The 18,817-nt window shown below is 44.8% G+C and carries 15 protein-coding genes; 11 read left to right on the top strand and 4 right to left on the bottom strand.

The features are described from left to right. From WCK19_RS09830 to WCK19_RS09805, 6 genes are all read left to right on the top strand, one after another. A complete protein-coding gene (locus WCK19_RS09830; RefSeq protein ID WP_342397197.1) occupies nt 1-789 on the top strand; it encodes a polyprenol monophosphomannose synthase in 789 nt (262 codons plus the stop codon). Nucleotides 790-918: 129 nt separating this feature from the next. Next, on the top strand, nt 919-1,668 hold the full coding sequence (locus WCK19_RS09825; RefSeq protein WP_342397196.1) for a response regulator transcription factor: 750 nt from the start codon (nt 919-921) through the stop codon (nt 1,666-1,668). Between the two features lie 3 nt (nt 1,669-1,671). Then, nucleotides 1,672-3,033 (top strand): HAMP domain-containing sensor histidine kinase, encoded by a 1,362-nt coding sequence (locus WCK19_RS09820; RefSeq protein WP_342397195.1) that lies wholly within the window; start codon nt 1,672-1,674, stop codon nt 3,031-3,033. 310 nt (nt 3,034-3,343) lie between these two features. Continuing rightward, entirely contained in the window at nt 3,344-5,680 is a 2,337-nt protein-coding gene (locus tag WCK19_RS09815) for a serine/threonine-protein kinase (protein ID WP_342397194.1), read from the top strand. A 133-nt stretch (nt 5,681-5,813) separates the two neighbouring features. Next, on the top strand, nt 5,814-7,724 hold the full coding sequence (locus WCK19_RS09810; protein ID WP_342397193.1) for an N-6 DNA methylase: 1,911 nt from the start codon (nt 5,814-5,816) through the stop codon (nt 7,722-7,724). A 191-nt stretch (nt 7,725-7,915) separates the two neighbouring features. Continuing rightward, a complete protein-coding gene (locus WCK19_RS09805; RefSeq protein ID WP_342397192.1) occupies nt 7,916-8,554 on the top strand; it encodes a TetR/AcrR family transcriptional regulator in 639 nt (212 codons plus the stop codon). Nucleotide 8,555: 1 nt separating this feature from the next. Here the strand turns inward: WCK19_RS09805 and WCK19_RS09800 are convergent, their stop codons facing one another. After that, nucleotides 8,556-10,037: an Hsp70 family protein gene (locus tag WCK19_RS09800; RefSeq protein WP_342397191.1), complete on the bottom strand. Its 1,482-nt coding sequence runs from the start codon at nt 10,035-10,037 to the stop codon at nt 8,556-8,558. Nucleotides 10,038-10,128: 91 nt separating this feature from the next. Further along, on the bottom strand, nt 10,129-10,323 hold the full coding sequence (gene rpmB, locus WCK19_RS09795) for a 50S ribosomal protein L28 (RefSeq protein ID WP_341469218.1): 195 nt from the start codon (nt 10,321-10,323) through the stop codon (nt 10,129-10,131). A 229-nt stretch (nt 10,324-10,552) separates the two neighbouring features. On the opposite strand from rpmB, the gene WCK19_RS09790 reads away from it, so the two are divergent. From WCK19_RS09790 to WCK19_RS09775, 4 genes are all read left to right on the top strand, one after another. Next, complete coding sequence (locus WCK19_RS09790; RefSeq protein ID WP_342397190.1) at nt 10,553-10,960, top strand: Asp23/Gls24 family envelope stress response protein; 408 nt, start codon at nt 10,553-10,555, stop codon at nt 10,958-10,960. A gap of 26 nt (nt 10,961-10,986) precedes the next feature. Beyond that, nucleotides 10,987-12,693: a DAK2 domain-containing protein gene (locus WCK19_RS09785; protein ID WP_342397189.1), complete on the top strand. Its 1,707-nt coding sequence runs from the start codon at nt 10,987-10,989 to the stop codon at nt 12,691-12,693. 97 nt (nt 12,694-12,790) lie between these two features. Continuing rightward, nucleotides 12,791-13,657, top strand: coding sequence for a DegV family protein (locus WCK19_RS09780; protein WP_342397188.1), 867 nt, complete (start codon nt 12,791-12,793; stop codon nt 13,655-13,657). Nucleotides 13,658-13,798: 141 nt separating this feature from the next. Next, nucleotides 13,799-14,647, top strand: coding sequence for a DegV family protein (locus tag WCK19_RS09775; protein ID WP_342397187.1), 849 nt, complete (start codon nt 13,799-13,801; stop codon nt 14,645-14,647). 380 nt (nt 14,648-15,027) lie between these two features. On the opposite strand, the gene WCK19_RS09770 is transcribed toward WCK19_RS09775, so the two are convergent. After that, nucleotides 15,028-15,582, bottom strand: coding sequence for a hypothetical protein (locus WCK19_RS09770; RefSeq protein ID WP_342397186.1), 555 nt, complete (start codon nt 15,580-15,582; stop codon nt 15,028-15,030). Between the two features lie 168 nt (nt 15,583-15,750). Between WCK19_RS09770 and WCK19_RS09765 the strand changes: the two genes are divergently transcribed. Then, nucleotides 15,751-17,028 carry a hypothetical protein gene (locus WCK19_RS09765; protein ID WP_342397185.1) on the top strand — a complete coding sequence of 426 codons (1,278 nt, stop codon included), beginning with the start codon at nt 15,751-15,753 and terminating at the stop codon, nt 17,026-17,028. Nucleotides 17,029-17,108: 80 nt separating this feature from the next. Here WCK19_RS09765 and WCK19_RS09760 read toward each other — a convergent pair whose 3' ends face one another. Continuing rightward, complete coding sequence (locus WCK19_RS09760) at nt 17,109-18,695, bottom strand: LCP family protein (RefSeq protein WP_342397184.1); 1,587 nt, start codon at nt 18,693-18,695, stop codon at nt 17,109-17,111. Nucleotides 18,696-18,817 lie beyond the last annotated feature (122 nt).

Here is an 18,817-nt window from a genome sequence, read left to right as displayed (position 1 = left end):
ATGTTCAGTTTATCCTTCTCAGGTTCTGGTAGTGCAACTATTGGCGCGGATGTTAGCCCAATCATTCCCGACACTGAAGACAAGTTTATAATGGTAGTGGTTCCTACCTACAATGAAGCCGAAAATTTACCCTCTCTGCTAAAAGTTTTATTTGGCTTGGGCTTAAACCTACGAGTTCTGATTGTAGATGATAACTCGCCCGATGGAACAGGGCAGTTAGCAGCCCAATTAGCAGTGGATGATTACCCCGGCAAACTTGAGGTGCTTAAACGACCCGGCAAAATGGGCTTGGGGTCGGCTTATATCACTGGTTTCAAGCATGCCTTGAGTAGAGGGGCTAGTTTCATCGTTGAGATGGACGCAGATTTCTCGCATGACCCAAAGATACTCAAAGAATTTGCGCGGGTTATAAAGAAAGCCGATGTCACGGTCGGTTCTCGCTATGTAGCGGGCGGCTCAATTGATGAGCGTTGGAAACTTATCAGACGCATAATTAGCAAGGGCGGCTCAATATATGCGCGGGCGGTTCTGCGCTTGAAAGTGCATGATACTACCGCCGGGTTCAAAATGTTCCGTGCGGAGGTCTTGCGAAAATTGCCTCTGGAAAAAGTGCGCTCGAATGGCTATGCTTTTCAGGTTGAAATGGCTTATCTCTGCCAGAAATATGGCTTCAAAGTAGTGGAAGTCCCGATACATTTTAACGACCGAGAGTTAGGCAAATCCAAAATGAGCGCAAAAATAGCTTTAGAGGCTGCTTGGAGAGTCTGGCAAATAAAATTCCGCTATTAAGCATTTGCACTTTCTTTACATCTAACCGACGTTATTAACAAATATTCCGTGCTAAAATTACTTATTAGGTTATGCAAAATAACCTGGTAATTTTTCACGTTTTAAAATGTTGTTAAGGCAGGGGGGGAAATGTCTGCCATTTATCATAATTCCACAGCGTCGCGTCAGCAAGGGCATAAACAAAAACGAATTTTAATTGTTGAAGACGACCCTAGAATTGTGGATTACGTCTCAATCTATTGCCAATCCGAAGGCTATGAAGTTACGCATGCGCGGGATGGAGTAGAAGCGCTCGAATTATTTAAGCAGGTACAACCGGATTTTGTGCTGCTTGATTTGATGCTACCTCGTATGGATGGATTGGAAGTTTGCCGCCAGATTCGCATCACCAGCGAAGTGCCTATAATTATGGTTACAGCGCGTATAGATGAGGTTGATAAATTGTTAGGGCTTGAAACAGGGGCGGACGATTATCTGACCAAACCTTTTAGTCCGCGCGAGTTGATGGCGCGTATCAGGGTAATATTCCGGCGGTTGGAGAAAAGCCCTAAAGATGAGGTTGTCAATATTGAAACTGAAAAAACGCTTAATCTCGGAAGGCTTTTCATAAATTTTGATACCCGCGAAGTAGCTATTGATAATAAGATAATACCTTCGCTAACCAATAAAGAATTTGAATTACTAACTACGCTGGCGCAACAACCCGGTCGCGTCTTTACCAAAACTGAACTGGAAGAAGCGCTTTACGATTGTGATTCTTTGGTTGCCTCGCGAGCAATAGGGGTACATATATCAAATTTACGGGCAAAATTGCCAAATTCGCATTTGGTAGAAACGATACACGGTGTAGGTTATAAACTTTCGCGTGAGGCGGTGTAGTGCATGCGACTATCCCTGAATGTAAAAATCATCTTGAGTATGACCGGTATGGTTTTCCTTACATCTTTGGCTTGCTCAGTAGTTTTCCTTATAATTATAAATAATCAAACTCGTGAGTTTGAATCACGGCTCGAAAAGGTGATGTCCCAAACAGCTACCCCACCACCCGCTACCGATATAATTGATAAGCTCAAAACTATTATTAGTAACCCTGAGCTTACGGCGGAGGCGCAATTAGCGCAGGTGCGGCAAAGCATTCGTAGTCCACAGGTGGATCAGGATAGAATCCGGCAGGCGGCAGCCGATAGCGGTTGGCCCATCCAGTCGGGGGGGTTAGTTGTGTCAAACAACCAAAATCAGAATCCAAACACGGGAGTTGCGTATAAAATCAGAGATGATAGCCTTCCGGGCTATGTTACCAGCCCTATGTATAATTCAATTATGATTGCCTCTGGAATTTCCGCCCTGTTTGCAATTGTGCTTGGCTTTTTGCTTTCGCGCACTGTAATTAGTCCACTTCGCAAACTCGAACAAGCCAGCGAACGCATAGCGGATGGCAATTATAACCTACTAATAACACCTGAAGGCAAGGACGACTTAGGGAGGTTGGCAGCCAGTTTTAACAAAATGAGTAAAGCTTTGCGCTTGACTCAGCAAAAGCGTAAAGACCTAGTTGCAGATTTATCCCACGAATTGCGTACTCCTTTGAGTAGTGTGCAGGGCTATACTGAAGTTTTGCGGGATGGACTTGTTACCGATTCAGTCAGAAGAAACAATATTTATGACCATATATTGCTGGAAGTACAGCACATGTCGTCAATGGTCAACTCGATGCGCGAATGGATTAATAACGAGCAGTCATTGGAAACGGTCAGACCGGAAGAATTTGAAGTAGAACCTGAGTTACAACTCATTATAAATCGCTTCCGGCATGCGGCGAAAGAAAAAAACATCAGTCTTAGCCTCGATGTAATCCAACCTTCACCCCATGTGTATGCTAACCCCGAAGCCTTAAGCCATATCTTGAGTAATCTGATTGATAACTCATTGCGATACACTCCGGTAGGAGGGGAAATCCGAATCGAAGTCAAAGAATTGACAAAAGAACGACAGGTTTATTTTGAGGTACGCGATAACGGTTGCGGTATTGCTCATGAACACCAGCCATTCGTGTTTGAGCGGTTTTATAGGGTGGATAAGAGCCGCGATCGGGGAACAGGCGGAACAGGATTAGGGCTGGCAATCACGCGAGATGCCATTCAGGCGATGGGAGGCGAAATCCGCTTGGAAAGTGAAATCGGTCAGGGAACGCGGGTAATGTTCAAATTACCCTCTATACCCGTATCGCATGCTATCGCGGTTTAAGCTAATAGCGGATAACCTCTAGCTAGGAGCGCAACTTCAGCCCTCCCTACTTGCTACAAACGCAAATATTCATGGAAGCGTATTCAAGCAGAATAATTTGGCAAAAAGACTACGTGAATAATTTCAAATTATTTGCCCTTTTTTGCATGATGGATGTGATATACTTTATTGCGTTAATTACCATAATGTTATATTTTTATAGTTAAGTGGTGATAAACTACTATTCTCCTGACATGCCTATAGTGCGGCACGAAAGGGTGAATTGAGTTCTAATCATATGTTTTAGCATTTTGGTTCGGTTTATATATCTATGCCTCTCAAGGGAGTTGTTCGCAATCGATATCAGATACTAGAAGAAATCGGGCGGGGCGGTTTCGGGATTGCTTATCGCGCCCGCGATTTATTGGTAAATCGAGATGTGGTAGTAAAACAACTACATGAACAATTCTCCGCCGATGAGTCGAACCCCAAAGCGCGTCGCCTGTTTGAAACAGAATGGCAAGCGCTTGCCAGTCTTAGCGAACATCCCAACATTGTACATTTAACCGATTTGCTGCGTGACGAAAACGCTTATGTTATGCAATTTATTAGCGGCGGCAACTTGACCGAGCTAATCAAGAGCAAAAGTAAGCTTCCGCTATTGCAATCTGTTATCCTAATGGCAGAAGTATGTAATGGTCTTACCGCTGCTCACCGTCTCAGGATTGTGCATCGTGACGTGAAGCCCAGCAATATCCTGCTAACTTTCGATGGACATGCCAAGATAAGCGATTTCGGGATAGCCCACCAACCCCATGAAGGGCGCGAAGCCGATCTAACGGTTAGCGGCTCGAATTTGGGTACAATAAACTATATGGCTCCAGAACAAGCACGTGGAGATAATCGCATTACCCCTGCTGCCGATATTTATTCGGTTGGGGCAACCCTATACGCTGCTATAACTGGACGCTATTATCTGCCCTTCCGCGCCGTCAAAAGCGATTTTGACTACGATACGATGGCTTACAACTTCAAGCTCGTGCGCGAGCGTACTCCCGACAAACCAAGCAAATATAATTCCTACTGTCCGCCCATGCTAAATGCAGTGGTACTAAGATGCCTTGAAAAAGAACCAAAAGAACGCTATAGCAGCGCCGATGATGTGAGTACAGCCTTAAACAGGGTGCGTACCTTGCTTGAAAATGAGCGAGATAAAGCCTACGCTGAAGCTGAAGCTGCTTTCAATATTGGCAAATGGCTTGTCGCCATAAAAGCTTATGATAGAGTGTTGTCTATCGAAGATGCCTACCTTGAAGCTGTAGAACATCGAGAATTCGCGCAAAAATGGCTTAGTCCAGATGATGAAGAACTGGCGTATCCGGTAAAAGAACCTGATACCAGCAACCCTCCCTCCCAATCAAAACCCGCTATTTCGGATAGGGCAAAGGTGGCTGTAATTAACGCCGCATCACAGCAACCCGCGGATAAACCTATTGGAGCAGAGTTCTCCCGAAATGGGTCTGCTGCCGACTACGGGAATTTACCCCACTATGCTAACGCTCACTATCTGAACTCACAACGCGAACTAAACCCAACTCCAAACTCACAAATTTTATCCGGTAATGTTGAGCAAGGTTACGAGAATTTAGGGGGAAATGGCGCTGCAAATAATAGGATACCAACAGGGGAATTCGGTAAGGACGGCTATGCTAACCAGAACTCGCAAATTCCAGAAACCTTTGTACAAGAACATCCCTTAGAAAAAGATATTCCTACAATCTTGCCCCCCTATAAACCCAAATTGCAAATACAATGGGCGTTACTCGGTATAATTGCGATTTTTATTTTGGGCGCTGTGTTGGTCATTTCTGGCTTTTTCATTATCAACGGACAGAGCAATAACAAAACTGTGATTGCTTCAACAGCGGCGATTGCTACAAATACTGTTGGCGTGAGTTCTACTGCTCTGTCAGATATTCCGACCGTTACGCCAAATATAGAGGCGACTGCCGCGTTTTTTGCAGCATTAACAGCCACCGCTCAGCCCACAGCTACGCCACTTTCAACCGCTACGGCATTACCCCCAACTGCTACTGCCGAGCCAAAAATTCCGGTAGTGGTTAAATCGTTATTGGCAAAAAGTTATAGCGGTGGTTTGAACGGTACAAATATAGATACTTTCGAGCCAAGCGATACCCTGTACTTCATAATGCAAATCAGCGATGGCAAACCCGGTGAAGAATTGACACTGGAATTCAGGGTGCGTGGCGTGAACCAAGCTTTCCTAACAGATAAAACCAAACTTACGCAATCAGACGGAATTATCTCTTTTGCCAAGCCTTTGACTTATATTTTACCTGCTAATTATGATTTAGTGATAAAATTTAACGATAAAATCGTAACAGGTCCGATTCCTTTCAAAATAGTTGCCAAAGCTACCACTGCTGCGCCGACTACTACTACCGTTGTGCGAACTACTGCGATTGTCACTACCACTACGGTTGCCGCAACCACCGTTGTGACAACCACTCCTCCGGTTAGCGCCACGCCCTCTCCAACTACCGCCGTTGCCACCACCAGCGGGACTACCCCTGCCGCAACTACCGCTGCGCCTACCACAACAGTTGCGACTACTACAACTCCATCGCCAGCCACCTCTACTCCTTAACATGCCACCTATAAGCAGCAACGCGGATTTACAGGCGTGCGCTAACCGCTGGCTAAATTTGCTGTTAGGTAAGAGCATATCCGGCAGAATTCACCCTCTCTCGCAATTATCACCCTTAAAGAGACAGAAGCGGTTGCCGCAAGAGGCTGATAGAAACGACTCTGCCCATGTAGTGTTGGCGCAAATCGCACGGCGCGTGTTAGGGATTGCGTTGGAAGGCTATGAGCCTGAAGAAGTTTACCCGCTCGAATGTCTTAAAATTGCGAAGGCTTGCCCAGAAGAAATTGCGCTAGAGATAACGCAATTAAAGCCGCCGCTTTTAAATGCTAAGAGTCTCGCGAATCTACAAATGGAGAAAGCAGGAGAATCGAAGCGCAAACGGGCAGGGTCTTTTTATACGCCTCTGGCGCTGGCAGCTTATATTACCGAACAAACCATGCAGGATGCGCCGGTTGGGGCGATTATAGACCCGGCTTGCGGGGGTGGGGTGTTTTTGCTAACGGCTCTGGATAAGCTGTGCGAGTTAGAATCCTGTACAGCCCCCCATAAACTGGCGGAAAAGCTTTATGGACTGGATTTAAACCCCGATGCTGCCGACCTTGCCCGGCTTACCTTATTTATGCGTCTGTACGAACTGGAAGGGCAACAATCCCTCGAAACCCTGCTTATGTTAGCACACCATATTAGGAGCGGAAACGCGATAATTTCTGACTCGCCGGAGAAACTGAAAAACCTTGACCTTTTTGATAATCCCGGCGATGGCGCATATCTGGCAAGCTTAATGCCTTTCAATTGGCGTGAGGAATGGCTGGAAGTATTCGAGCAAGGCGGTTTTGCGGTTGCGCTTGGAAACCCGCCCTATATCGGTTTTAACGATTACAGCGGCGTTGAAAAAGCCTATTTCAATTACGCTTACCCGCAAGCGTATAACCTGAAAGCCGATATGCTCTATTACTTTTTATGTCGCGGTATTGATATTCTCAAAGCGGGTGGGCGTTTGGGCTTTATTACTGCCCGATTCTGGCAAGAAGCGGCTTTTGGGGCGCGTTTGCGAGAATGGCTGGCGCAAAGCGTGACGGTAATAAAGCTGGAAGATATGCGAGGGCAACGTCTTTTCAGCGAGGCAGAGGTGGATAATTGCCTGCTATTTCTGGAAAAGAAACCGCCCGCTCCTGCACATGAGCTTACCTATTGCGTGGGTGAAAATGAAAAGATGGTGGAGCAACGCAAACTCGGCAGCGCTCCTTGGGCATGGTTGCGCCGGATGCCACAGGAAGAAATGCTTTTGGCAAAAATTCGGGAGCAATCCGTTTTGCTAGAGCATGTTGCTGAGTGTCGCACCGGAGTGCAAACCGGACTGGATGCGGCTTTTATGGTTACGGCTGAAATTGCGCGTGGGTTAGAGGCAGAAGTGGTCAAACCTGCCATAAAGAACGGGCAGATTGTGCCACCCGGTATAGTGGAATGGAATGACGACCTGTTTTTGATATATCTTGAAGCGGGAGTGAGCCTACTAGATTACCCTGCTACTGCCTCCTATCTTATGCAATTCCGGCAGCAACTTGAGCAACGGTTGCGTTATCGCCAACCCTTCCCTTGGTATGAATTGCAATGGGCGAGGACTTGCGCTCTCTTTGAAGCCTCTGCCAAGTTGATAACGCCCTACAAAGCCCCTCGAAATCGCTTTGCGCTGGACACTCGCCAATTCTATTTCAGCACCGATGTGATTTCAGTAGTATTTAATGACGCGGCGAAAGAGGGAATCGCGCCGAAAGGGTTGCTATTTGAGCAAGCAGCGGCGCATTTTCTGAATACGTCCCTATCCACATGGCAATTTCGGAGTTATAGCAAACAGGTGGGCGGTGGGCAGTATGATTATTACGCCAACCCCGTTAAAAAATTAGCACTACCGTTCCCTGAAAGGTTCAAGCAATTCCCGCAGCTTTTCGAGGCTAAGCTTGATACAAGCACAACCGCCGAAATAAGCTATGCCCTTTATGAACTAACGCCCTCTGAAATCGAGACGATAGAGCAAATGCTCTAGCAGTTTGTCGGTACTAATAGCCCCGCTTAAACCCGCTTCCTGTGGGCTTTTCTGAATTTGAGGATAGTTCGCCAGCAGTATCAGCTTTTCACAAAAGGAGAAGAATTATTGACTATAAGAAGTATCTAGGGTAAAATGGAAGTATAAATTTACTGATTAGTAAGTAAATTTAAGAGAAAGGCGGTTTAAAGATGGCACGAACTGATAAGAATTTTGGGGAACGAAAAGCAGAGATTGTGCAAGCTGCTACCCAAGCCTTTGTAAAAAATGGGTATGAGGGTACGAGTAACCGGCTAATAGCGGAGGAAATGAAGCAAAAGGGCGGGAATTTTAGCCCTCAGCTAATTTACCACTATTTTGAAAGCAAGGAAGCTCTTTTTACTGCTGTTATGCAGCAAGCTGCCGGATTGGAAGACGTGGGAACCCACATTCGCGCCTCAATGCACCTGCCGCCTGAGCAATTCTTGCAGGTGGTAGCCAGTATCTACATGAATTTGATGCGAGACCGAGTGATTGCCAGTCTATTCCAGATAAATCTTACAGAGGGCTTCAAAAAACCTGAAATTACCCAGTTGGTGGCGCATGTTATAGTTTCTGCCTTTGTAATCCCTACTAATGACTATCTCTATGCAATGATGGAGCAAGGAAAGTTGCGGCGCTGCCATACCGGAGTAATCCTGACGCAATTTTTTGGTACGATGACGAGCTTGATGTTACCAATTGTTAGAGAATCCCAAAGAATTACACCCAATGAACCCTTGCATCGGGATCAATTTATCAAGGAAATGATTTCAAACCTTCTTTTTGGATTAAGTCCTGATAGAAAGTAATTCAGTCAAACCATGTACCGTGTGCTGCGGCAATGCCTAATCCGCTGGCAACACTGGCGAAAGCGTCTTGAAAACGTAGCGTGCGCCGTCCAAATTTCCTTTCCAGCAACTTTTGTACCGCCGGGATATTGCTACTACCGCCAGTTCGCAACACCGCCTGTATTTGCTCAGGCTTGATTCCGGCTTGTGTCAGCGTTTCATCAATACAATGTTCAATTTTTTTCAAATATCCGGTGATTATGGTTTCAAAGTTGATACGGCTGAGATATTCATCAATAGCAATTGCCTCCTCAAAGAAGGTGATACGGGTTTCCCATTCGCTCGAAAGTATAACTTTAGCTCGTTCAATTTCCTGATAAAGGGCAAAGCCGTAGTTTTTGCGTATCAGGCAATCCAACGCCTTTATCTGTTTACGTCCGTCAGTCATTCGGCTTATATCCTCCAGAAAAGCGTAAATGCGCTTGACCTGAAGGTTAGGAATTGTGTACCAATGTCGTAGCATACCGAAGATATAGCTAGGCAAACGTAAGCGCTGCTCACTCCAAAGCGCGTTCTCTCCGAAATATTTAAACAGGCGTTGCTCCATTATTTCTTCGTCCAGCGTATTACCGCCGATTACGCGCCCGCTGGTAGCCAAAATATCATCACGCCTGTTCCCCTCGTTTATACGCTCAGGGTTAACCCGAATAACAGTAGTATCGAGCGTGCCGCCGCCAAAATCGAAGACCAGCACAAATTCTTCCTGTTGTGCCATATCTTTCTCATAATGCAGGGCTGCTGCTACCGGCTCATATTGGAAATGGATTTCTTTAAATCCGGCAAGCTCTGCGCCCTTGCGTAAACGCTCCTGCGCGATTTCGTCACCTATGCCATCCGGTGAAAAGAAAACCGGGCGACCCAATACCACCCCATCTATCGCTTGTCCGTTATAGCTATCGGCACGTTTTTTTAACTCTCCTAGAAAGAGCGCCACTAATTCCTCAATGCTCATGAATTTACCCCAGATTTCAGTCCCAGAGTAAAATTCATCACCCAGAAAAGATTTGATGGACTGAAAAAAACGTCCCGGTATTCCGGCATCAACTTCAATTACAATAGACTCGGTTACTTCACCCATTACCGAAACATAGCTCTTGAAGGTTTCGCCTGTATTGACCATTGATTTGACTACTTCACGCCCAACGTTATCTTTAAAATAGGCATCGCTGGCTTCACGCCCAATCAACTGTCTGCCATCCCGCCCGATGTAAATTAAGGTGTTGATAATATCGGCGCGTTCATGCCTTTGCTCAACCGGTATTGTAATAATCCGCTTTTCGGCTTCGGAAAAGAGTGAAATGGTGGAGTTGCTGGTGCCAAAGTCCAGACCGTATAACATAAAATTTCCTTCCGGTGGGATGTTTGGTTTGCTAGTTATAGCATAGAAAAGGGTAGGCGAGATGTCAATCTTGAGTAAGATAGCAGTTAGAAATATAGTAGGCAAAACAAAAGCTCAAACCTATAGAAATTTACAAAGGGGGGATAGCCTTCTGCCAAAATTTGTACAGGTTCGAGCCAAATATTTCGAGAAAGAGCTAGACTCTATCTTTTACCATAGTACGCATGCACTGAGTGCAAACATTATGCCTGACCGGTGCGGTATCACCCTTTAGCTGAAGGGTCTTTACCTGTATATTTGGTCGCCACATGCGATTAGTTTTTCGGTTTGAGTGGCTAACATTATGCCCGAAACCGGGTATCTTACCACATACATCACATTTGCCGGACAATTGCGAATTACCCCCTTTACGAATCAATTTTTTTGCTGTATCATAAAGCCCGGATTCGACCCTTGACGGGTTGTCAGGGTTGACAGAAAATTTAGTTTATCACATCCTGCTCTGTTTAGCAAACTACTTAGCCTCATATGGAACTTTGCTTGAGTCAGGGACTCCTTGTAAAATCGAATATACTGAGTATAGCGCTTAGTACCTTGATTAAATTTGAGCTGAATAATTTATGAAGAACAAATCAGGGTTGGAGAGCTTTGGGGCGGCGACAGGACAAACACCACCAGCGCCGACGTTAGATAATCTTGGGAAAGTTGAGATTTCACCCGAAGCCATCGCAACGGTAGCCGCCAATGCGGTTATGGAAAAAGGTTATGGTGTTGTTGGCATAGCTGCGCCACGCCTAAAGAATGGACGCGCCGAAATGTTACCAACCCCTCGTTCTAAAGACGGCATTTTGGTAAGAATTGAGAATAATGAAATCATTATTGACCTCTTTGTTATCATACAATATGGCATCCGTATCAGCGAAGTAGCCCATAACATTATGCAAAATGTTAAATTCGAGGTCGAAAGCCACTTGGGTATGGCTGTATCCCAAGTAAATGTAAATGTGCAAGGCTTGCACAAGGAGTAAAATGCTGCTTTTTGGAGGAAAAGCGTTTGGACAGCGATAACACAACCACTGTAGAATCCAGGATTGCAGCACACCCCACGCATCTCTGGAATGGTTCAAATTTAAAAGATGCGCTTTTAGCCTCTAGTACATGGCTTAAAGAACATACTGATGCCATTAACGCGCTTAATGTTTTCCCTGTTCCAGATGGGGATACCGGAACAAATATGACTCGTACTATGGAAGCGGCAGTCGCTGAGATAGAACTTATTGCGGATGGCACAGCCGAATATGTAACTAAACGCCTTAGCTATGGTGCGCTGATGGGCGCTCGCGGTAATAGCGGGGTCATCCTGAGTCAGATTATTCGTGGGCTGGCAGATGGGATGGTTGGGAAGGATACCATTACCGCTCACGACTTTGCACACGCGCTGATAAAAGCAAAAGATATGGCTTACAAAGCGGTTATGAAGCCGGTGGAAGGTACAATGTTAACAGTTGTACGCGAAGCTTCAGAAGCGGCTACCAAAGCTGCCGATTTCAAGAATGATTTTTTGTATGTGCTTTCCGAAACGGTTGCTGCCGCCAAAGCCTCTGTACAACGTACCCCCCAACTACTGGCGACCTTGCGAGAAGCGGGGGTGGTGGATGCCGGGGGTCATGGTCTTTTCGTTATACTCGAAGGTTTCCTCAAACACTTGCGAGGCGAAAAACTGATAAAGACCGAACTCAGTGAAGTTGAAAAAGCCAAGCCACAATTTGCTGTCAATTCCGAAGAAGAACATGAAATGGATGAGTACGGATATTGTACAAACTTCATGTTATACGCAGAAAAGCCGATTGTTTTTGAAGAAGTACGCGATAAAATTGCTGCAATGGGCAATAGCGCTGTAATCGTGGGCGATGAAACAATGGTCAAGGTGCATATTCACACTGAAAATCCGGGAACAATTATTTCATTTGCTACTTCGCTTGGCTCATTAGGTCAGATTAAGCTGGACAATATGAGTCTTCAACACGAAGAAGCTTTTCTCAAGAATAAAGACGCAAAGCAGGAAAATGGGGTTGTACATACTGATGAATTTGTTGAACCTACTGGTTCTATTTCTATTGTAAGTGTAGTTCCCGGCGCGGGCTTGGTAGAAGTATTCCGTGCGCTCGGTACAAACGCTGTAGTTCACGGTGGGCAAACCATGAATCCTAGTACGCAAGAGATGTTAAAGGCAGTGGATAGCTTGCCAACCGATGAGGTTATTATTCTACCTAATAACAAAAATATCGTCATGGTAGCAAATCAGGTTCGTAACCTATCGAAAAAGAAAGTTGCTGTAGTACCTTCTGCGACTTTGCCGCAGGGAATATCTGCGCTTAACCGGTTTAATGCAGTGGATTCGCTTGAAGATAATGTTGAATCTATGATTTCCAGCTTGAAAGAAGTTCAAACCGGTGAGGTAACTCGTGCTGTTCGCACCGCTACCATCAACGGCATTCAAGTTAATGAGGGTCAGTGGATTGGTCTTCTAAATGACGAATTGAGCATAGCCGCCGAAAGCAAGGAAGAAACCGTATGGGGCTTACTCCTTCAAATGGAAGCCAGCCGATACGAGTTATTAACTTTTTATTTCGGAAGGGATGTCAGTAATGCTGAGGCAGAAATATTTCAAGTTCAGGTAGAAGCACGCTTTCCAAACCAGTCGGTTCAGATGGTTCCGGGAGGGCAGCCTCATTATCATTATATTATATCGGCTGAATAGCTCAGAACTAATGAGCGTTAGCTTACTATGGTAGAAAAATAGAGGAATACACCTCATAATTTACTACCGGATAACAAAAAGAGGTAACCAGAAACCTATGCCGGGCGTTAGAATCGTCACCGATAGTACCTGCGACTTGCCACCAGAATTGGCGCAACAATACGGCATACACGTAGTCCCAATCCAGATTCATATCAATGATGATGATTATCTGGATGGAGTAGATTTAAGTGTCGAAGAATTTCATCGCCGCTTGGCTACTTGGCCTTCAAACCTTCCCTTGCCGACAACCACCCATACCCGGCAGGAAGTTTTTGAGGATTTGTACAAGCAAATTCTTAAAGAAGGTGAAAGCGTCATTTCAATACATCATTCCGCAAAACTGGGAGGTACTTTTGCCTCAGCGGTAGCGGCTAAGAACAGTATTTTGGCGCCTACAACCCAAATTGCCGTGATAGATTCACTTACTGCCAGCTTCGGTTTAGGCATCATTGCTATCGAAGCCGCCAAACGCGCCCGCAAAGGGGCGCATCATGTCGAACTGGTGCGGTTAATTAACCGCATGATTTACCAGACTCATGTAATCTTCTTTACAGATACCCTGACTCATATCACTGCTGGAGGTCGTATCGGAAAGGCTCAAGCAGCGCTAGGAGCAACACCTTCCAATAATTTCCGTCCTCTTTTGCGTCTTGAAGATGGTTTGATTGTGCCATTTGAGCGCACTCGCACCCGCACTAAAGCCATTGAAGGACTTTGCGAGTTTATAGAAGATTTTCCGCACATTGATGAAATGGCGATTATGCATAGCAATAGCGCCAGCGATGTTGATGCTTTATTAACGCGCATTGCTCCGGTTTTCCCAAGAGAAAAAGTCTTCGTGGGGCTGTTTAGCCCGGTGCTTGCTACTCATCTGGGTCCGGGTGCAATGGGTGTAACCGTTTACGAAGGCGGCATCTTCTAACCTCTTTAATAAGTTATATATTTAGGTAGCCTTAATTTATTTGAGGCTACTTATGCTATAATGCGCCTAACTCACTCGCTATCCGCTATAAATCGAGCATAGAATAAAATAAAAAAGTGGAAAAGAGAGGAATATTTCCAGATGGGTCAAATGGTAAAAATCGTTACAGATAGCACATCGGACATGAGCCAAGAAGAAGCAGCAAAGTACGGCATTACAGTAGTTCCCCTTACTGTAAACATGGATGATGCAATTTATCGTGATGGTATAGATATATTACCCCCCGAATTTTACAAACGATTGCCGAATCTTAGCAAAATGCCCACAACTAGCCAACCTCCTGTGGGGTTGTTCCAGCAAACCTTCGAAAAACTAACTGCTGATGGTTCTCAGGTAATATCTTTGCATATCTCCGGTGACCTCAGCGGAACTTTCAACAGCGCTAGTTTGGCAGCACAAAGTTTTGCGCCCGGACAGGTGACGGTTATAGATACACGTTGGGTAACGGCGGCGCTGGCATTACCTGTGATTAAGGCGGCTGAGTTGGCGCGTATCGGTAAGGATGCACCCGAAATCATTCAAGTAATAAAAGATACACTCCCCTACATAAACCTTCTCGCAGTAGCCGATACTCTCGAATATCTCAAAAAAGGGGGGCGCATCGGTGGGTTAGCTGCTCTGGCAGGTACAATTCTGAGCGTAAAACCGCTTTTTACGATTCGCAATGGTAAGGTTGACCGTTTTGAAAATGTACGAACCAAGAGAAAGGCTTTAGAAAGAATAGCCGAAGTGGTAAAAACCCAGTGGGGTCCGCTAGAGCGCTTGGCTATATTGCATGCCGATAGCCCGGATGAAGCGGGCGAGTTGGCTTCTATGTTAGCTTCAGTTTTTCCTCTAAAGGATATTTATATTTCAATGATTGGTCCCGTCGTAGGAACTTATGCCGGTCCTAAAACTTTGGGTATTTGCGCCGAACGCAAGGCAATCTAAATCCTGTGTAAATAATAGAGGAGTTCGAGGTTATCGCACTCCTTTTTAAGTTTTTGTTCCTACGCATTTGGATAACAGTTCCAACATTATGAATCCACTTTATTGCTGCTATACTCCCTTGTTTGCCCGATGTCCACTTATTTCACCTACGCGGCAGATTATTTCCTTATAAACTAATAAAGCCCTACCATCTACGGTAGGGGCTTTACAGTGTTTCTATAGAGTTTATAGAAACTGTGTAAAGGGTGACGGCCATGCTCGCCATCCCTTTTTCTTTGGTTGGAATTAGTCGTTTATGATTGACTATGTAATACTGCTTGAAAAAGGATTAATTTCAGTTTGGCAATTGCTTCAATTAGCCTTTAGGTCTTAGTCTTAGCTCAAATGAAGCGACTGTTAAACTCTAGATTTAGCTCGGTAAGTATATCTTCCAACTTCTCTTGGGTGAGTAGCCCTAGCGAGACAAACACCTGCCCAATCTTTTCTTTAATACCAGATTTGGTCAGATACTTCTGGAATTTTAGAGCGGTAGCAAGTTGTTCTTCATTTATATAATTATGCGTCAGTAGGTAAGTACCAAGTCGCGGGAGGTCATCTTTATCAATGCCCTTGACCCATTTATTTAAAATCGCTGAATTTTTAAGCATGCCTTCAAGTTCTAGGCACCGAAAGTACACTTTATTGTAAAATATTCTAGCAGTTTGGTTTTCTGGGTTCTTCACCAGCAATTGCTTAAGATAATCTTTAGCAGCGAAAGGGTTGGAAGCTAAATAAGCTAGAGCGAACAAAGCAGTTTCATTTTCAGGCTCTATCTCATATACCTGTTCAAAACAAGCGTGGGCGCTTTCCCTATCACCCATTCGCGCTTTAGCTAAGCCATGTTTCAATAAGGTATTTATTGCTGTTTTATGGTCAATTTCTACAACTTTATACATATGCTGCCTTTCTTTCTTTTTTTCTTAGAAAGGTTTGCCCTTCTGCTTATAGATTAACAGCTTAATATTAAGTAATAATTGCAGTAATATTGCAATAACATTACAATTTGTTCTAAAGTTGGTGATATACTCAGAAAAATTATAGTTAGCTTAAGAAATGGTTACAAAATGTATTCATGCAAATTGGCATCTAAATTGTTGGTTGGCATTATGCTTTCCATACTCTTAATAGCGTGTGGAGATAACTCCCCAACTGTTTCTAAAGGCAAAACAACTCCTTTCGGCACTCCTGATGCAGCCGCGCAAGCTACAATTATTGCTGCATTAGCCGCTACTGAGGCAGCCCAACCGACTATTCCAATTGAGTTCTCCCAATCAAACGAGGATGAGGTTGCGCCAACTCCTACCCCTGCCCCTTCACCCTCATTAAACGGGAAAATCCCCGCTTTTAACAATATACTTGCGCCGGTATCACCGCTTTCCAAAGCTATAAGTATTGGGCAATTGTCCGGTGTACCGGGCGGTATTACCGCTGCTGCCTTATCTAATGACCGCAACTGGTTGGCGTTTTCGAGTCGCTTCCAAATCTGGTTAATGGAATTAGCAAGCGGTAAATTCCAGATATATTACATAAACGCCTCTGACCCGGAGGAGCGGGGCGCCGCTTCTATGAGTTGGTCGGCAGACGGGCGAAAATTTGTGGCGGGCGGGTTTCACGGTATTACCAATATGTGGCGTTGGGATAGTATTGACAATCGTTTGCGTCCCGGCGCAGCTAGGTTAAGACCGGATGCCTCATCGGTTAACTTCGGAGAGCAAGTAGAAGTGCGCTTTTCCCCCGATGGTAAATACATTGCCGGATTAGGAAACGAAGGTACACTGGTTATTTGGGATAGCGAATATTACACTCAGCAATATAGCTTTAACGCCGATTATGCTGGATTCTTTGCTTGGTCGCCCGATGGCAAGCTAATTGCAGACGAGTATTTAAAAGTGCATCAATTGGCAAATGGGCTTAGTTATAATGCTGTTGGGGCGGTGCGAGTTACAAGCGAAAAACCGCAAGGGGTGGCATGGTCGGCGGATGGCAAAATGCTGGCTGTTACCGCTGAAGATTTCAAAATGGCTCGTTTTGAAGCTCCGACCCAAACCTCTTTATCGATTAGTAAATTATTGGGAAAAGCGCAATATGAAGATTCTCTAAGTATTCCGCGTGACCAAATAAAGCTAGGCAAACGTGTTGCTTTTTCGCCCGATTCAAAATGGCTTGCTACCGCGAATGTGCCATCATCGGGGAAAATCAGTTTATGGAACGCAATAACCGGGCAATTTTTATTCGAGATAAATACCGGCAACAAGCCGATAAATGCGCTGTCATGGGGTAGTTTGGGGGTACTGATAGCAGGCGGCGATGATGGCTCCTTGCGTTTTTGGCAGATAGCTTAGAGAAAATACAAAATCCCTGAATAGAAAAATTAAAAGCCCGGAAGCGATTTAAATAATTCCTCCGGGCTTTCAGATATAAGCTAATTTTTTATGGCTGGAGAATATAAGTCGGTGTTAGTGATGATGTCAAAGCTATTATCCTTGCTATAATCTTTGCCCAACACTATCACCACATCCGGACCGGTGTAACCCTTAACAGGAGGTTCTCTCTGCGTTATCGGTACAGTCGGGAAGATGTTTCGCAAGGCTTTCAAACTGGCAACGCCTTTTCCGTTTGTATAATCCACAATCTCCGTAAAGAGTTGTGAAGTAGCCCATTGTGGCTCCAAAACCGTAAGACCCTGCCCCTTCAAAAGAGTTGTGGCAGTAACGCCCGGCTTTGATAAACCGGTAGCATTTTGTACTTGTAAGGTCAAATTTTCACGTTTAATCTCAGGATACAGAAGTGCAGTGCGAACCCATGCCTGAATCGCCTTGTAATTTCCTTCACCTTCAATCGGTTCTAGGTAATAAATACTCGGGTCTGAATTCGAGTCGGTCAAGTAATTAGTATTACTCAGCACCATTGGCACAAAAAACACATTGCTGGTTTGGCTAGAGCCTTCAGAGGAACGGAAGTAACTTGCCAATGCAGTAACCCTATCAAAACTGAGGCTGGTGCGTATTTTCCCCTGCAAAGCGTCCATAATCGGCAAGGCTTTAAGCAAAATATCAGGTTTTGTAACTTTATCCTTTACAGCCTGAATAACATTCATCTGCCGTTTGCTGCGCCCAAAATCGTTACCGTCTTGCAAAGAGTGACGGCTACGCGAATATTCAATTGCGCGTTCACCGTTCAAAGTTTGCCAGCCCGCATCAAAATGAATGTGCATATAACCGGGGTCAATGTTTGGGTCATCATTTCGAGGATATTCGTAATCATCGAAGGTCTTTTCGACATTTAGATAAACGCCGCCAATAGCATTTATGAATTGTCTAAAACCGTCAAAACTCACGACTGCCCAGTAGTCAACCGGAACACCAGTAATACTTTCAATAATATCTTTGGTGAGAATAGAAGCCGCATCTACCCGTGAATTAAGGTTCTCAGGATTATAGCGATAGCGGTTGGAAAGACTCTTGGTATCGTTAGTTTCCATTACATAGGAAAAAGCTGAGTTGATTTTGCCCCAATAACCTACTTTCGCGCCGCCATAAGGTACGAAAACCCACAAATCCCGTGGAATACTGACCATTGTGACCGCTTTTTTCGCAGGGTCAAATATTACCTGAAGTATTGTATCTGTGAGGTAGCCGCCATCATGACCGCCACCGCCATAGCCAAGCAGCATAAGGCTTATTTTTTCGCCACGCCTTATTTTCTGGACAATAGGGTCAGCAGGTTCTGGAGTAGCAGTAGGTACTATGGCTACTGTTGTCTGTACGGAAGAAGTGGTTAATGGAATTGCTGTGCTTGGTTGGAAACTTGAAGGAGTGGAGGTAGTATTCAAAAGAGAAGCTTCATCCCGACCACCAAAAGTATCATCCTTAAAGCTATTAAAACGAGTAAAGCCATAAATACCGATACCCAATAACACAATTAGGAGAGAACCTGCTATCCATACCCAGATAGACAAACCTTTCTTGCGGGCTTCATTTTTGTCAGGCAAGCTAGGATTTTTTTTCATTTTCTTTAAAATCGCTCTTCATTCTGGCTAATAATTAGTTCTATTTTAGCCTATAAAACTTGATAAACCATATTTGTGTTCTTTTTCCCGTACCTAATATGGCTTCGCTGCCAGTATCCAGT

The sequence above is a fragment of the Candidatus Chlorohelix sp. genome (assembly GCF_037138995.1).
Lineage (GTDB): Bacteria > Chloroflexota > Chloroflexia > Chloroheliales > Chloroheliaceae > Chlorohelix.
This window is presented reverse-complemented; position numbering and strand designations above follow the sequence as displayed.

What these genes read in the sequence shown, in the direction of transcription:
- WCK19_RS09830 (WP_342397197.1), top strand. Translation starts at nt 1, where the DNA reads ATGTTCAGTTTATCCTTCTCAGGTTCTGGTAGTGCAACTATTGGCGCG.
- WCK19_RS09825 (WP_342397196.1), top strand. Translation starts at nt 919, where the DNA reads ATGTCTGCCATTTATCATAATTCCACAGCGTCGCGTCAGCAAGGGCAT.
- WCK19_RS09820 (WP_342397195.1), top strand. Translation starts at nt 1,672, where the DNA reads ATGCGACTATCCCTGAATGTAAAAATCATCTTGAGTATGACCGGTATG.
- WCK19_RS09815 (WP_342397194.1), top strand. Translation starts at nt 3,344, where the DNA reads ATGCCTCTCAAGGGAGTTGTTCGCAATCGATATCAGATACTAGAAGAA.
- WCK19_RS09805 (WP_342397192.1), top strand. Translation starts at nt 7,916, where the DNA reads ATGGCACGAACTGATAAGAATTTTGGGGAACGAAAAGCAGAGATTGTG.
- WCK19_RS09790 (WP_342397190.1), top strand. Translation starts at nt 10,553, where the DNA reads ATGAAGAACAAATCAGGGTTGGAGAGCTTTGGGGCGGCGACAGGACAA.
- WCK19_RS09780 (WP_342397188.1), top strand. Translation starts at nt 12,791, where the DNA reads ATGCCGGGCGTTAGAATCGTCACCGATAGTACCTGCGACTTGCCACCA.
- WCK19_RS09775 (WP_342397187.1), top strand. Translation starts at nt 13,799, where the DNA reads ATGGGTCAAATGGTAAAAATCGTTACAGATAGCACATCGGACATGAGC.
- WCK19_RS09770 (WP_342397186.1), bottom strand. Translation starts at nt 15,582, where the DNA reads ATGTATAAAGTTGTAGAAATTGACCATAAAACAGCAATAAATACCTTA.
- WCK19_RS09765 (WP_342397185.1), top strand. Translation starts at nt 15,751, where the DNA reads ATGTATTCATGCAAATTGGCATCTAAATTGTTGGTTGGCATTATGCTT.
- WCK19_RS09760 (WP_342397184.1), bottom strand. Translation starts at nt 18,695, where the DNA reads ATGAAAAAAAATCCTAGCTTGCCTGACAAAAATGAAGCCCGCAAGAAA.